13 protein-coding genes and 5 pseudogenes are annotated in these 13236 nt (G+C 59.6%); 8 read left to right on the forward strand and 10 right to left on the reverse strand.

The features are described from left to right. Window positions 1-36 precede the first annotated feature (36 nt). A pseudogene (locus ACVJ5M_RS45630) lies at window positions 37-226 on the reverse strand (hypothetical protein). Window positions 227-363: 137 nt separating this feature from the next. Here ACVJ5M_RS45630 and ACVJ5M_RS45635 point away from each other — a divergent pair. Continuing rightward, window positions 364-586, forward strand: a pseudogene (locus ACVJ5M_RS45635) (YciE/YciF ferroxidase family protein); the annotation flags it as partial. A gap of 119 nt (window positions 587-705) precedes the next feature. On the opposite strand, the gene ACVJ5M_RS45640 reads toward ACVJ5M_RS45635, so the two are convergent. Both ACVJ5M_RS45640 and ACVJ5M_RS45645 read right to left on the reverse strand, forming a co-directional pair. Beyond that, the gene (locus ACVJ5M_RS45640) at window positions 706-846 is read right to left on the reverse strand and encodes a hypothetical protein (RefSeq protein ID WP_354098811.1); all 141 of its coding nucleotides are present in this window, start codon (window positions 844-846) and stop codon (window positions 706-708) included. Between the two features lie 1262 nt (window positions 847-2108). After that, window positions 2109-2231 carry a hypothetical protein gene (locus ACVJ5M_RS45645; RefSeq protein WP_354100525.1) on the reverse strand — a complete coding sequence of 41 codons (123 nt, stop codon included), beginning with the start codon at window positions 2229-2231 and terminating at the stop codon, window positions 2109-2111. Window positions 2232-2279: 48 nt separating this feature from the next. On the opposite strand from ACVJ5M_RS45645, the gene ACVJ5M_RS45650 reads away from it, so the two are divergent. From ACVJ5M_RS45650 to ACVJ5M_RS45670, 5 genes and pseudogenes are all read left to right on the forward strand, one after another. Beyond that, window positions 2280-2801 (forward strand): hypothetical protein, encoded by a 522-nt coding sequence (locus ACVJ5M_RS45650; RefSeq protein ID WP_354100526.1) that lies wholly within the window; start codon window positions 2280-2282, stop codon window positions 2799-2801. Beyond that, on the forward strand, window positions 2741-2926 hold the full coding sequence (locus ACVJ5M_RS45655; RefSeq protein WP_354098809.1) for a hypothetical protein: 186 nt from the start codon (window positions 2741-2743) through the stop codon (window positions 2924-2926). The genes ACVJ5M_RS45650 and ACVJ5M_RS45655 overlap by 61 nt, the downstream gene beginning before the upstream one ends. After that, window positions 2887-3177, forward strand: a pseudogene (locus ACVJ5M_RS45660) (Ku protein); the annotation flags it as partial. The gene ACVJ5M_RS45655 and the pseudogene ACVJ5M_RS45660, both read left to right, overlap by 40 nt. Then, window positions 3171-3415: pseudogene (locus tag ACVJ5M_RS45665) on the forward strand (hypothetical protein); the annotation flags it as partial. The pseudogenes ACVJ5M_RS45660 and ACVJ5M_RS45665, both read left to right, overlap by 7 nt. 12 nt (window positions 3416-3427) lie before the next feature. Further along, entirely contained in the window at window positions 3428-3559 is a 132-nt protein-coding gene (locus ACVJ5M_RS45670) for a hypothetical protein (RefSeq protein WP_354098808.1), read from the forward strand. 60 nt (window positions 3560-3619) lie between these two features. Here the strand turns inward: ACVJ5M_RS45670 and ACVJ5M_RS45675 are convergent, their stop codons facing one another. The 5 genes and pseudogenes from ACVJ5M_RS45675 to ACVJ5M_RS45695 all read right to left on the reverse strand — a co-directional run. Beyond that, on the reverse strand, window positions 3620-3922 hold the full coding sequence (locus ACVJ5M_RS45675; protein ID WP_028154436.1) for a hypothetical protein: 303 nt from the start codon (window positions 3920-3922) through the stop codon (window positions 3620-3622). A gap of 175 nt (window positions 3923-4097) precedes the next feature. Next, window positions 4098-4466: a hypothetical protein gene (locus ACVJ5M_RS45680; protein WP_354098806.1), complete on the reverse strand. Its 369-nt coding sequence runs from the start codon at window positions 4464-4466 to the stop codon at window positions 4098-4100. Between the two features lie 56 nt (window positions 4467-4522). After that, complete coding sequence (locus ACVJ5M_RS45685; RefSeq protein WP_354098805.1) at window positions 4523-7651, reverse strand: CheR family methyltransferase; 3129 nt, start codon at window positions 7649-7651, stop codon at window positions 4523-4525. Window positions 7652-7945: 294 nt separating this feature from the next. Further along, on the reverse strand, window positions 7946-9013 hold the full coding sequence (locus tag ACVJ5M_RS45690; protein ID WP_231142186.1) for an IS3 family transposase: 1068 nt from the start codon (window positions 9011-9013) through the stop codon (window positions 7946-7948). Then, window positions 8980-9132: pseudogene (locus ACVJ5M_RS45695) on the reverse strand (transposase); the annotation flags it as partial. The gene ACVJ5M_RS45690 and the pseudogene ACVJ5M_RS45695, both read right to left, overlap by 34 nt. Window positions 9133-9342: 210 nt before the next feature. Between ACVJ5M_RS45695 and ACVJ5M_RS45700 the strand changes: the two are divergent. Further along, the gene (locus tag ACVJ5M_RS45700) at window positions 9343-9762 is read left to right on the forward strand and encodes a DUF6894 family protein (protein WP_354100727.1); all 420 of its coding nucleotides are present in this window, start codon (window positions 9343-9345) and stop codon (window positions 9760-9762) included. 104 nt (window positions 9763-9866) lie between these two features. Here the strand turns inward: ACVJ5M_RS45700 and ACVJ5M_RS45705 are convergent, their stop codons facing one another. Together ACVJ5M_RS45705 and ACVJ5M_RS45710 are read right to left on the reverse strand one after the other, a co-directional pair. Next, complete coding sequence (locus tag ACVJ5M_RS45705; RefSeq protein WP_354100730.1) at window positions 9867-10742, reverse strand: Crp/Fnr family transcriptional regulator; 876 nt, start codon at window positions 10740-10742, stop codon at window positions 9867-9869. A 315-nt stretch (window positions 10743-11057) separates the two neighbouring features. Then, window positions 11058-11240 (reverse strand): hypothetical protein, encoded by a 183-nt coding sequence (locus ACVJ5M_RS45710; RefSeq protein ID WP_354100728.1) that lies wholly within the window; start codon window positions 11238-11240, stop codon window positions 11058-11060. 733 nt (window positions 11241-11973) lie between these two features. On the opposite strand from ACVJ5M_RS45710, the gene ACVJ5M_RS45715 reads away from it, so the two are divergent. Continuing rightward, on the forward strand, window positions 11974-12243 hold the full coding sequence (locus ACVJ5M_RS45715; protein ID WP_354100729.1) for a hypothetical protein: 270 nt from the start codon (window positions 11974-11976) through the stop codon (window positions 12241-12243). Window positions 12244-13236: the final 993 nt, after the last annotated feature.

A 13236-nucleotide genomic window follows, 5' to 3' on the forward strand; every position in this document is an offset into this window, starting at 1 on the left:
CACGCTTTGATCATCGCGACGGCATCCGTCCGCAATTCAACCGGGCTTGGCGGGATGCGCCGTCCGTGGATGACGGTCGTGCGGCAGCCGTGCCAGGGCTTCGCGGTCTCCCGCGTGATCTTTCATTGCCGTCTAGAACGTGCGCCTCCTGGATGTCACGCGGCATATCGCACCACACATCCATAGCCGCCTGACCCAACAGTTTGGCAAAGCGTTCGTCGGCCATCTCGATAACTCCCGGTCCTGCTCGAAGAGGGAACTACCCACGTTCGCTGGCGTTCCATCTCTTTAGTTTAGTTCGCGAAGGGAGACATTCGAAATGGGACTGTTCACCAAGGACATCTCACTAAGGACATCAAATCAATGGAAGACTTGCTGATGCATGGTCTTCAGGACATCTATTATGTATTATGCGGAGCAGCAGATTCTGAAAGCTCTGCCGAAGATGATCGACAAGGCGACCAATTGGGATCTCGTCACCGGCCTCAAGAACCATCTCGAAGAGACCAACAAGCAGGTCGAGCGGCTCGAGAAGGTCTTCGCCAAGCTCGGCAAGGAGCCGAGCGGGACGCACTGCCCGGCCATCTAATACCAAGCTGAACACGGTTGCCTTGCGCAAGTGTGTCAACGCCAAGGCGTCCACCGCGGCGTAGACCGCCTCCTGCAGGAGCGGCTCCGCGATGCGGCGGGCCGCTCCTCCAACCATTAGATGATGCCGCCCTGCCGAAGGAAGCTGTCCTTCAGTCCCTTTTGCAACTCGTCGTCCTTCGCCTTGTCACGCCGGATGTGCTGCTTGGGATTCTGCGCGTGCTTGTCCGGCGGGGCAGGGTCAAACTTCTCGGTCATTCTACCCTTGTCCTATCCCGGCGGCAGAGCGGGGCAAAACGCTCCACTGCTGTGCGCTGTTCCTCGCGTCGTCGCGCCGGACGTCGAAGGTTCTGTGGCCCATCACCTCTGTCGTCGATGCTTTAGCAATTTTTGCATATCTTTTTCACGGTCTGGTCGACTTTGCTGTTCTCCTTATCGATCGTGGCGTCACTATCGTGTTGATCAGTGGTCGTCGGCCGACCGATCCCGCCCGCGGCGGCCCCCTGGGTATTAGCAGCAGGCGTTCCCGATGAAGCTGCGGTTCCGGCAGCATTGGTGCCGGGGCTTGCGGCATTCGTGCTGTTTCCATTGACCGCTCTCTGATTGAGCCCGGATTGAGGGGTGGGAGTGCCATTGGTGATACCGGTTATCGCATTGGTGGTGCCGGTGGTTGGATTGGTATTTGCATTCGGGGCAGTAGCCGACGGGCTTGCCGTCCCGCCCGAGTTCGCAGCGCCTGCGGCTCCTGCAGCGGACGGAGATGCTGCAGTCGAACCCCCTGCACCTGCAGAGGACGACGCACCGCCAGCGCTTCCACCGGCAGATCCGCCGGCACCACCGCCGCCGCCTCCACCGCCTCCGCCCCCACCTTGGGCAAATGCTGCGCAAGGGATGACGAGAGCTAAGACAAGTGCAATGCCTGAGGGTTTCATGGGCGACTCCTTTAGCGAAGAAGCCATGCTGCTGCGTTTCGTTCCTAGGCGTTTGGTCGAGCCGACGCTGCTGGCGGAGATTGAGGACCGGGCGAAATCGGCCGTGGGAAAGGTGCAGCATCCGTTCTCAAGGAATGTGCGAGGACTTTGGGGGCGCCCTCCCAGCGAGGCCAGCAACCGAACTATAGGGAGACCAGGCGTTATCGACATTATGTCAGACGCTTTCGACTACTTCCGGGCTTACGTCCGCGCTCTATGTAAGGCTCGATCCATGCCGCACGGCAGGATGAAGCATCTGCAGCTGCTGGCCGGGCGGATCTATAATCTCCTCAAGAAAGTGGCCGCTTACGGCCCGAATACGCAGCACCTTGAGGACTTCCGGGCAGCCCAGAAGCTTGAGAGGTCTCTCGACCGTCCGCCCGGCGAAGGCGCGGGCGCTGGGAATCGCTTTGGTCCGCCGAGGTCGCAGGACGCAGGACGGGAGGCCTGTTGAGTGCCCTCCCTCGACACCCGCGGCGTAGCAAGCCTGCTGCGGGAATATGCGCAGCGCACCGCCTTGCGTGGCGGCAACCCCTACCGGGCAAAAGCCTATCTCGGGCCGCTGACAGCCTGGCAGCTCTTGCCGTCCCACTCGATGTACTCATCGCCGAAGACCGGCTCACCGAGATTCCCGGCATCGGCGATGCGATCGCCGACAAGACGGGCACACATCCAAGCCTCGAAAAGCTGCGGAAGGAGATTCCCGAGGGCGTGCTCGAGATGCTCGCCGTGCCGGGTCTCCGCCCCGAGAAAGTGCTGCGTCTCTACAAGGATATCGCATCGCTTGCGGAATTGGAGGCCGCCGCCAAGGACGACCGCATCAAGAAGGCCAAGGGACTTGGCGCCGCGCTGCAGACCAAGATCCTGCAGAACCTCGCCATCGCGAAAAGCGGAGAAGGCCGGCTCCACCTGCACCGTGCCGCTGTCCTGCTCGCGAACGCCAAGGACTCGCTTCGCAAGGCCCGGCCCGAGCTCAAGCGCATCACGATCGCAGGTGATTTCCGCCGCGGCTGCGAACTCGTCGGTGATCTCACGATCGTTGCAGAAGCGCCCATGACGCCAAAACGTCGAAGGCGTCCGCGGCGGATGGATTGCAGATCCGCTTATCCGACCGCAAGCACTTCGGCGCCACCCTTCTTTTCGCCACCGGCTCTGCCGCTCACGTTGAACAGCTCGAGGCTTTGGCTGCGGAGAAAGGAATGCAGTTGGAGGCCGACGGCTTGCACAAGGGCCGCACCCTGATCGCCGGCGACGAGGCCGAGATCTATCGCGCGCTCGGTCTGCCCTGCTTCGATCCGGAGCTTCGGGAAGACCGCGGCGAGCTCGCGAGTTCGTCGACAAGGCCGACATCGACCCGCGCTACCTGATCCGCCCCTACTACGTCCGCCCCGACGGCAAGGTCGGGCGCGACGCCTTCGCGGTGATTCGCGAGACCATCCGCGAGATGGACAAGGTCGCGATCGGGCGTGTCGTGCTGACCAACCGCGAGCACATCATCGCGCTCGAGCCCGATGGACAAGGGGCTCGTCGGACGCTGCTGCGCTACCCCTATGAAGTGCGCTCCGAGCAGGAGTATTTCGACGGGATCCAGGACGTCAAAGTGACCAAGGACATCCTCGCGACGTGGTCTCCGATTCGGGTCTCAGCCTCGCGGAGAAGCGGGCCATCCTGGCTTCATGGGCTTCTGACGCTTCCGCAATAGCCTCGTGCCCGTCGCTGCGGGCGCTCGACGGACTGAGGGCGCCGGTCACCATCGACGAAATTCTGGAGGCGCTTTGCGCCCTGGACCAGCGGCCGCGAATCCTCCCGGCGGAAAACCGATGCGGCTGAGGCCGGTCGACCGTGCTGCAGCCTAGGAGACCGCCACGATGAACACTGCAGTTTCGTCCGCCAGCCATCTGGAGACGACAGAGCAGGATCTTGCCCGCAAGCTTCTGCAGAAGGTCGCCGAGTGGAAGACGTCACGGAGGCCTGCCCATGGTTCCGATAGCGATAGCTGAGAGGAGCACAAGTGCTGCAAGGAAAAAGACGGCTTCGAGACCCGTCTTGCTCTCTATGACTTACGCCGCGCGTCGCTTTCTGGTCTTGGCCGCCTTCTTGGCCGACCTCGAGCGCTCCGATGCCGGCCGCTTGGCCGAGGCGGCTCCGCCCAATCGGCCACCTTTGCGAGACGGCGAATGATCTTCCTCGGTGCCGCGACCCGAGCCGCTCTTCTTCCCGCCGTGGGTTTCCTTGTTTACGGTCGCCCAGGCGCGCCGTTCGGCTTCCTTCTCCGGAACCCCGCGGTGCTCATAACCTTCTTCGATATGCTCGGCCTGCCGCTTCTGCTTGTCCGTGTAACTTGACTTGTCGCCACGAGGCATGTCGTGCTCCCGTCGATTGGAAAATATTCGTTTTAAGACTGGGAAGGGCCACCAGTTCCAATCTCGGGACGTCTCTCAACGCGGGAGCGATGCGAGGTCCAATCATGCAAGCCGATGACGCGGCCCCGCTGCTGGCTCGCGGATCAGGAGGCGGAGCATCGTTGGAGTCGTGCTGTTAGGCGGACTTCTTGATTGCTTCCGCGAGTGCCGCCCGCGCGACCTCCGTCAATCTGGACAACGTCCTGTTGCCTTGGACGGCGCAGTCGAGCAGCTTTTGTGCGATCTCCCGTCTAATTTCGTGGTCGCCCCCATGAGGGAGAGATCGACAAGCTTCTTCGAGAGCGACATCGAGATTGGCCATCGTCCGGTCGTCTGCGCTTTCATGGGTCGTCGTTGCTCCGGGGCGGCTGCGGTCCGCGATGCCGTCGCAGATTCCCAGATCTTCAAGCAAGGTCAGCCGGGGCTCGGCTCTCGATAGCCGCGCTTCGGCTTTCCAGCGGTGGCGCCAGCCGTGGTTGGGCCAGACGGGGTGATCGACTTCCATCTTCCGGGCCCAGTCGCCCCGGGCGCCTTGTTCAGCCGTGATCGGACACGATTTTGCTAATGGCTTGTTTGGCGATCGAGCCCCTCAGGAAGCGCAAGTTCAATGTGGCACATCAAGCCATCAGGCCCGAAGATCAGGTTGCTCTTTGCCTCGGCGGTGAACGCCAACGCGCGCTCGATCAATTCCCTTCCAAATCCTTTCTTTTGGGGGGGCGCAGGAATGGCGACGCCGGCTTCATTCCAATCAAACACAATAAGCGATTGTTTTTCATCCTGTCGGAACTCCCAAGAAATCGAAAGCGAACCCGTCGGCTGCTTGAGTGCGCCGTGTTTCAGCGCATTGGTCGTCAATTCATGAACGGCGAGGCCAAATATCTGGAGAAGTTCAAAGGGCAGCGGTAACCAAGGCCCGGAGATCCGAACCTTGTCTCCCTCAAGAGCTCCCAGGGAATCCAGTTCGAGACGGACGAGTTCGCCCAAATCCACCGTATCGGTCTGCCCCCTGCTGACCAGACTTTGAACGCGCCCCAAAGCTGCGAGTCTTGAGGTGAATTGCTCCAGAGGGCCGCCCTTTCCGATCGTCTGGTGCGCAATTGATTGCACAACCGTCAACAGGTTTCTGGTGCGATGCTGAAGTTCAGCGATCAGCACGTCCTGGCGCGCTTCGGCACGGGTGATATTGGTGATGTCGACGAACGCAATGATGATGCCTTCGGTCTGGCGATCGCCGCCGCGATAGGGAGACAGGCGAACGAGATAGTGTGTCGTGTGGTCTTCCGTCGTCACCCGCCGTTCGCGCCGATTCTGTTCCGCCAATACATGCGCGATATCATCCGCCAAGCTGGCGAGGTTCAATCGACCCGCCAGATCCGTGATCGGGCGACCTCGGTCTCCGGGCAGGATATTGAAAATCCGCGCAACATTCGGAGTAAAGCTGCGGATTGTCAGCGACTTATCGAGGAAAATAGTAGCAACCTCCGTAGTGTCGAACAGGTTCTGCAGATCGCTGTTGGCGCGGTCCAATGCCTCGACCTTGTTGCTGAGCTCGGCATTGACGGTGTGCAGCTCTTCATTCACCGACTGCAGTTCTTCCTTGGAAGCTTCCAGTTCCTCGTTGGTAGACTGCATTTCCTCATTTACGGACACCAACTCCTCATTTGACGATTTAAGCTCCTCCAGCGCCGTCTCATACTCCTCGATCATCGACTGCAGCCGATCGCGGGTGTCGCGAAGCTCGCGTTCGACATGCAGGGCGTCACCTTCCTGGGTGGTCCGGGCACGCAGCAGAGAGTCTTCCTGGCTGAGAAGCGGGCCGTGATCCAGGAACGCGATGAGATAGAGTGGCTCGCTGCCACCGTCCTGCAGCGGCTCGACCAGAATGTTGACGATTTGCATGCCGCCGGTTTCGACCTCGACCGCTACACCTTCCCGCGAGACGCCGTGGCCGGTCTCGACGGCCTCCCGGAACGCCGTCCGCAATTCGAGCCGCAAGCCCTTGCGGGCCAGCGTCAGCAGTTGGCGCGTTGGCGCCCCTGCGGGCGTTTCCAGGTATTTTCCGGTCTTGTTGGAATAATAGACAATGTCACTGTCACGATTGACTACGACATGCGCTGGCGAAAGCCGCTCCAGCACATGTTCGTCGATCGCCCGGCGCAGCGTCGCTCCGGCCAGCGGAAGCCGTCGTGGAACGAGATCGTTGACATTGCCCGGCCTGAGGGCGTTCAGCATGACCGGAAGGCGGATTCCGGCGGTAACGTCCGAACGCCGCCGGAAAATACGGTGCTTTTTTTCGACCGGAATGAAAAGATCCTCAAACTGGCCGACATTTTCCGCCAAGCCCAGGAAGAGATATCCATCTGGTCTCAGGGCATAGTGAAAGGTCGGAATCACCTGATTCTGCACCTCGACGCCGAAATAGATCAGCATATTACGGCATGAGATGAGATCGATCCGCGAGAAGGGCGGGTCGCGAATGACGCTGTGCGGAGAAAAGATGCAGAGTTCGCGGACGTCCTTGCTAAGGACATAGCTGCCCCCGTCGAGCAAGAAAAACCGCTTACGTCGCTCTGGAGAGACGCTGTCCAGCAGCGCTTCCGGATAGCGGGCGGCTCTTGCCACGGCAAGTGCGCGCTCGTCGATGTCGGTCGCGAAAACCTGCACCCGCGGAATTGCCGAAAGCTTGTCCATATACTCGCGCAGCAATATCGCAATCGAGAACACTTCCTCGCCGGTAGCGCATCCCGGCACCCACACCCGAACGGTATCGTCCGCGCCACGTCCCTCGAACAATTTCGGTACGACGGAGGTTGCGAGGTCTTCGAACGCCTCGCCGTCGCGAAAGAAATTCGTGACGTTGATCAAGAGGTCGCGGAACAGCGCATGCACCTCCTGCGGCTCCTGCCGCAGTCGCTCAAGATAGCCTTCGATAGACGTGAGTTGCGCGACCTGCATTCGGCGGACGACGCGGCGCATGAAGGTGTTGATCTTGTAGCCGCTAAAGTCGTGTCCGACCTGGTTGCGCAGAAGGCCATAGATTTCCGGCATCGCTTCGCGGATACCTTGCTTTTTCGCATCACCCTGGGACGGTTCGAGCAGAGCCTCGTAATCGAGCCCGCCCCGGGCGAATTGCACCAGCTTTTCGCCCATCTCATCGACCGGGATGGCGAAGTCGACGAAGCCGGCCGCGATGGCGCTATTGGGCATATCTGGGTGGCCGGGGCCGAAGCCATCGCCGGCTTGAGCGAAAGTCAATCCGCCGCGCTCCTTGATCGCCTTGATGCCGAGTGTTCCGTCGCTATCGCCGCCCGATAACACGACGCCGACGGCCAATTCGCCGGCATCGGCCGCAAGTGAGCTGAAAAAGATGTCGATCGGCTTGCGTTCGCGTCGGCTGCCGCTTTGTCGCACGATCAGCCGTCGCCGCTTGACGGTCAGAATGGCACTGCTGTTCAGGACAAAGACGCAATCACGCTTGAGCTCGGTCTCATCGGTCACGGTCGTGACCGGCATGGCGGTCAGGTGGCGGACGACCTCGTGAAGCAGGCTCTCCCTCTCCGGTGGCAGATGCGTGACAATCACGATAGCAAGGCCAGGCTCCGACGGCAGCCCCCGAAAGAAGCCCTCGAGGGCCTCGATGCCGCCGGCCGAGGCGCCAATCCCGACAATGGGAAACTCAGATGCTTCCATGGCAAATCGCGATCTACAGCGGGTGCTGCATCGCCTTCAATGCGGACAGCTTCGCGCCGCCATCCTCGGGATGATCCCAAGCGCTGTCAACGGCTTAATGGCGCGATGCTTGCGAGCGGAATGGCCCAACCATTGAAAAATTGGAACCTGCCAATCCTTTTCGGTTCCTTGTGTCTTGAATGGCTATCGCTACACGCAACAGAGGAAAGCCCAGATAGGGCCGCGAATTGCCAAATTTAGAAGTAAAGAGAACTTGGCACCGGGCTTGATCTGCCGTGACCTGCCCCTGAAGTTTCACCCAGTAGCGGTTAGAGTCTCGGCGGATGTTACGCCGTTTGGCGCGGTGTGAGCAACGTGCGATCGGCGGAGCTGGTCGGGGTTGCGCAGCCGATCGCACGTTGCGGTGAGGTAGGCGGCATAGGCCGCAGGGGTCAGATAGCCGAGCGAGGAATGCGGGCGTTGGCCGTTGTAGTCGCCGACCCAATCCGCAATCTTGGCGCGGGCGTGATCGAGGCCGAAGAACAAGGTTTCGTTGAGAAGCTCGTCCCGCATCCGGCCGTTGAAGCTTTCACAGAAGCCGTTCTGCATCGGCTTGCCCGGCGCAATGAAGTGCCAGTCGATCTTGTTCTCCTCCGACCAGGCCAGCATGGCATTGCAGGTGAACTCGGTGCCGTTGTCGGAGACGATCATGCCCGGCTTGCCGCGCTGATTGATCAGCGCCGTCAGTTCGCGTGCCACCCGCCGCCCCTGGATCGAGGTGTCGGGGATGGCCGCCAGACATTCCCGGGTCACGTCATCGACGATATTCAGGACCCGGAAGCGACGGCCGCTGGCGAACTGGTCGTGGACAAAATCCAGCGACCACCGGGCGTTCGGCCGAGCCTCGACCAGTATCGGCGCTCGGGTGCCCACGGCGCGGCGGCGGGCCCGGCGCTTGCGCACGCTGAGGCCTTCCTCTCGATACAGACGGTAGATCCGGTTCCGCCCGGACGGCTCGCCCTGCTGGCGAAGCAGCACGAACAGCCGGCGGTAGCCGAACCGCCGACGGGCATTAGCAAGCTCGCGCAAGTGGCCGCGTAGTTCGGTGTCCGGCGGTCGGCACGATCGGTACCGAACCATCTTGCGGTCAGCGCCGACGATGCCGCAGGCCCGCCGCTCCGCCAGACCCATGACGGCCTGCAGGTGCGCGACGGCTTCGCGCTTGGCGACGGGCCCTACCATTTTTTTGACAAAAGCTCGCGTAGCGCTGCAGCATCCAGCATCTGCTCGGCCAGCAGCTTCTTCAGCTTGGCGTTCTCGTCCTCGAGTTGCCGCAACCGCTTGGCATCGGAGACGTCCAGACCGCCGAACTTCGCCTTCCAATTGTACAGCGTCGCTTCAGAGACGCCATGCTTCCGCGCCAAATCGGCAGCCTTCGCACCCGCCTCATGCTCACGCAGCACGCCAATAATCTGCTCTTCCGTAAACCTGGCTCGCTTCATCTGTCCGTCCTTCAGAAGGCCGGACTCTAACTTCAACTGGAGGAAATCGGCAGGGGCAGGTCAGCCGGGTTAAAGTGTGGACACGCGCTGGTCCAAGTGTCCAGCATCTCCTGACAAGGTTGTGGTGTCGCCGAGTACGACGCGGCTCTACGAGATACCAGAGTAGTGTTCTCCGATCCCTTTCGGCCTTGAAATTGAGGAAGCAACCAAATGCCACGCTTTTTCTTTCATTTTACTTCGCACGACGAAGTCGGCAGGGACGAGATCGGCACAGTATTTCCCTCTCTTGAGGCCGCCTATCTCGACGCCTATGAGGCGGTGCTTGGGATTTCGTTCGAAATGTTTCGAGCCCATGATGATCCCACCAATGACGAAGTTGAAATTGCCGACGAGAGTGGCCGCACTCTCATGCACATTCCCTTCTCAGAAATACTCAGACCGCGTCAAAAGGTGAGCGTCCGGGCCAGCCGTCACGCAACAGACCGCGCCATTCAAGCCTGCCAGCGGCAAACGTTGCGCAGCCGCATGCTGTGGTCCGAGCTTCAAACAGAGTTCGCCAAAACTCAGGACACTTTTCGATCAATTCAGTCAAAGCTCGAAATTCTCAACACCGGACGTCGGCAAGATTAACACCGTGTCTGATCACTGCTTCTGCTAATTTGCTCGGGCTCTTGCCGAAATTGTCGCGCTGGTTCAGCGTGGATCGTGTCTCGGAGGAGTGCCCAAAAATATTCTTATACTGCCCGTCTTGACGACGGCTCCGGATGCAAGTGCAGATAGTTCGGGCTGAAGTCGGCGATCCGCTTTAGTTCCCGGAAGTCGATCAGTTCCAGGGTCCGAGCTTCCCACTTGATTAGACCGCGGCTCCGGAGCAACTGAAGCGTCCTATTCACATGGACAGCCGAAATGCCCGTAGCATTCGCGATATTTTGCTGAGTAAACGGGAGCTGGAAGCTGTCATTCTCTACCAGGCCGACAGCGTCAAGCCGAGTTGCAGTTTCGCAGATCAGATGCGCGATGCTACCCAGCGCGTCACGCGCGGCTACGTTGCAGACCCACTCCCGAAAAATCGCTGCCTCCTTAAGAGTCTCGCGCCAGAACGCGTGTGCGAGTTTGGGGGAGGCGTCGAGAATTGCCTGAAGCTGCGTGTGAGGGACCTGGCCAACACGCGACGGGCCAATGCTCACGATGTTATGGTCGAGTACCCGAAGCTGGAGGGTCTGCAGATCTGGGAAATCTCCCGGAACATGGAAACAGAGGATCTGCTCGCGATCGCCGATGATTTTGTATCGGGCAACAAAACCACTCAAGACGATGGTGCAGTGCGTCGCTACATCGCCTTCACGACAAATTAGCTCGCGGTTGCTAAGTTTTGTTCGCTGGGATTGGAATGATGAGAGAGGAAGAAGCCGACCGCTATCGAACCGAAGCCGAAGAATGCCGCCGTTTGGCCGATAGAGCAATGAGACAGCCGGACAAGGAAGCTTGGCTGAGCCTGACGGCCGATTGGCTGAGGCGCCGGTTTGCGCGATGAGCGTACGAGGCTTGTTGGTCAGCGCGTCTGGTTGCCTAGCATTCGTCAACGCGAAAAGGCCGCAGCGGCGAACCACTGCGGCCAGCCGGGTTAAAATGAAAACGTGAAATATGAAGTCCAGCCCCGGCAAATAAAGCCTACCGGGACCGTACCGGAGCGCAATGTTATCGAAGCCACACTTGGAAAAAACTTAAGGTGCAATTTTGCTGATTGAAGGAGGGCCCGCCAGGGCTGGCAAATGGCGAGCCCTCAACCCCCAGAATAAGGTCACATATGGCCTCGCCCTGATGGCGGAGTCTGCGCCTGACTGCTCAACTTGGCTATGCGAACGGCATTATCTTTCCATACCCGCGTCAAATGGCCACAACGATCAAGGCAACCAGCCGTCCAATCACCGCTGATGGCCTAATCCAAACCCCAACACGAGCGCCTTCTGACGCAGCGAGCCCTCGGTTCGCTTCGTCATCTTGGCGATCTTCGCGACAGGCGTACATGCTTTTGAGTGCGCTCGGAGTTCCTTGATGTCGCTCTTCGTCCATTCGCGGCGAACAGCTTTCTTTGTCTTCTTGGCCAAGGCGGCGCTCCATCAATGTTGATGGCACGAGTCTAACAACATGGATCGTGGTGAGCAAACATACCGCGGATTAAATTACCGTAAGCCGGTATTCGCTCGACGGAGAAGCATTGCCCAACAACGACTTTCAAAATCAAATCGCGCAACTGCCATTCAAACTCAAGCGCCAACTCGCAACCGCCAGGCAGGGAGCATCAGGTGTAGCATCAAAAAGTCGAGCGGCGGTTTTGTGGTTCAAGGCGGAAACGGCTTTATAGCCTTTGCGACACGGCTCGTAGGCGCGCCTCACCGTTAAACTTAGGCCTTAGGCTCGTCCGGAAAATCGAAGCTGAAAATAACGAGTGCGAAAACTCCGACGATCAGGAGCGCAACGCGTAGCGCCGCGATTCCGTAGGGCCACACCGCTGATCTCCCTGGGAAACACGAAGCCGACGCGCCGAGTATGATGGCGCGCCGACTCCGCCATGCTGAACCCGGACGGGGCAACTCATCCGGCTATGACAGCGTAACCGGGCCGCCGAATGGCGCAATGGAAGCCTGAAGTTAAGCTTGAGCGGTAGGGTAAATGCTGACGCTAGGTTTCAAGTGGCTCAATAAGCCAGATCGCCATCCGAATTATCAAATCTCGTCGTCCAGCTCGGCGCTAAGCTGGACCAATTCCAAAGCGACATGAATTAGGCCGCCGCCATCGCGCCAGGAGTTTCAAGAGGCAGGCTTTGACCTGATTGCCGACGTGGAGAAGGTCGATCCCGAATCTTATCTACTGCACTGCATGGAGATCCAGCGTCGCAAACGCTTCGATGGACGCCACGTTGTCGGCGGCCTGGCCCATTTGACAACGATCACAGCAAGCGGCCTGACGCAGCCGGACATGCAACGCAGGCCGTCCGCATGCGTTGGGGCGCCCATCTTCCACTCAACCGAACTCTACGCAGCCCTTTCCGGCCGCCGCTATTCTCATGAGGTCCTCGCTCGCCATGAAGCCGAGTCCAGTGAAGGTTAACCCGCAAGTAGGAACAGCGGCGAGATCCCAGCGTTTCCCTATCATGTTTATGGGTAGCGCAATCGAGGTCTCTTTCAACATCGCTTGGGCTTCCTTGAGAGGTCAGGGCAGCTTTGCAACGAGGAAACGTCAACGGACTTTCTCATTCGATTCATTGAAGACCAAATTCGATCCGGGGAGCGCCGACCCATGATGATCGCCAATCGCGCGATTCATGCCTATCAAGCGAAGGCTCCGCAGCCGTTTTCGGTTGAGAGCGGGCAACAAGTCGTACGGATTGCCCAATCCGGCTGCCGTGCGTCCTGTAGGCGGCGGCCGAAGGCGCGCGGTATACTTGCGCTTTTTGGAGCAAGGCTCGCGCGCCTACCATTCGTGGGATGGCAGGTTGTTGCGCAGATTTCTCGCTCGTCTACTAAGCAGGCAGGCACACTGCGCTCGCCTATAACCACGCTATGCTTCAACGGGCGTTAGCCACCGGCTGCCCTGAAGAGCTACGGCGAGGCCGGTTGCGGCTGTTGCGTTCGATGAAAGCGAAGCGAGAGCTTTAGCTTCGAAGCTTCTACCATGACAGCCCCTTCGGTCCGGCCCAGTTTAGCGGCAATCTGGCCAACTGGCATCGTCCCCGCCAGGCTCTTGAGCTTGGAGATATCTTCTTCGCTCCCTTAAGAATAATATTGCTCTGCAAACCAACTCAACCCAGCGCGATTTCAACGAGTTTGTGCTGGCGCCATGGGCCGCCGGCCCCATGACGAGACAACCCGCGCCTGTGCACGGAACCTTTCTTGAAGTCCGATTTTAAGGAGTTTTCACCAATGCGGTAAGCCAGGCGGCAAAGCTGCTGCTCGAAGCTCGCAAAGAGACAAGGACCCGGTGCTGATCGCGACGGGTCCTTCGCTTGAATATGGACGATCGTGAATATTCAAATCCGAATTGCAAGGTGCTGAACATTTTGAACATTGCCAGTCGCCCAGCGCCCTAATCCTCGCGCAAATG

The sequence above is a fragment of the Bradyrhizobium sp. S3.7.6 genome (assembly GCF_054061875.1).

What these genes read in the sequence shown, in the direction of transcription:
- ACVJ5M_RS45640 (WP_354098811.1), bottom strand. Translation starts at nt 846, where the DNA reads ATGACCGAGAAGTTTGACCCTGCCCCGCCGGACAAGCACGCGCAGAAT.
- ACVJ5M_RS45645 (WP_354100525.1), bottom strand. Translation starts at nt 2,231, where the DNA reads ATGTGTGCCCGTCTTGTCGGCGATCGCATCGCCGATGCCGGGAATCTC.
- ACVJ5M_RS45650 (WP_354100526.1), top strand. Translation starts at nt 2,280, where the DNA reads ATGCTCGCCGTGCCGGGTCTCCGCCCCGAGAAAGTGCTGCGTCTCTAC.
- ACVJ5M_RS45670 (WP_354098808.1), top strand. Translation starts at nt 3,428, where the DNA reads ATGAACACTGCAGTTTCGTCCGCCAGCCATCTGGAGACGACAGAGCAG.
- ACVJ5M_RS45675 (WP_028154436.1), bottom strand. Translation starts at nt 3,922, where the DNA reads ATGCCTCGTGGCGACAAGTCAAGTTACACGGACAAGCAGAAGCGGCAG.
- ACVJ5M_RS45680 (WP_354098806.1), bottom strand. Translation starts at nt 4,466, where the DNA reads ATGGAAGTCGATCACCCCGTCTGGCCCAACCACGGCTGGCGCCACCGC.
- ACVJ5M_RS45685 (WP_354098805.1), bottom strand. Translation starts at nt 7,651, where the DNA reads ATGGAAGCATCTGAGTTTCCCATTGTCGGGATTGGCGCCTCGGCCGGC.
- ACVJ5M_RS45700 (WP_354100727.1), top strand. Translation starts at nt 9,343, where the DNA reads ATGCCACGCTTTTTCTTTCATTTTACTTCGCACGACGAAGTCGGCAGG.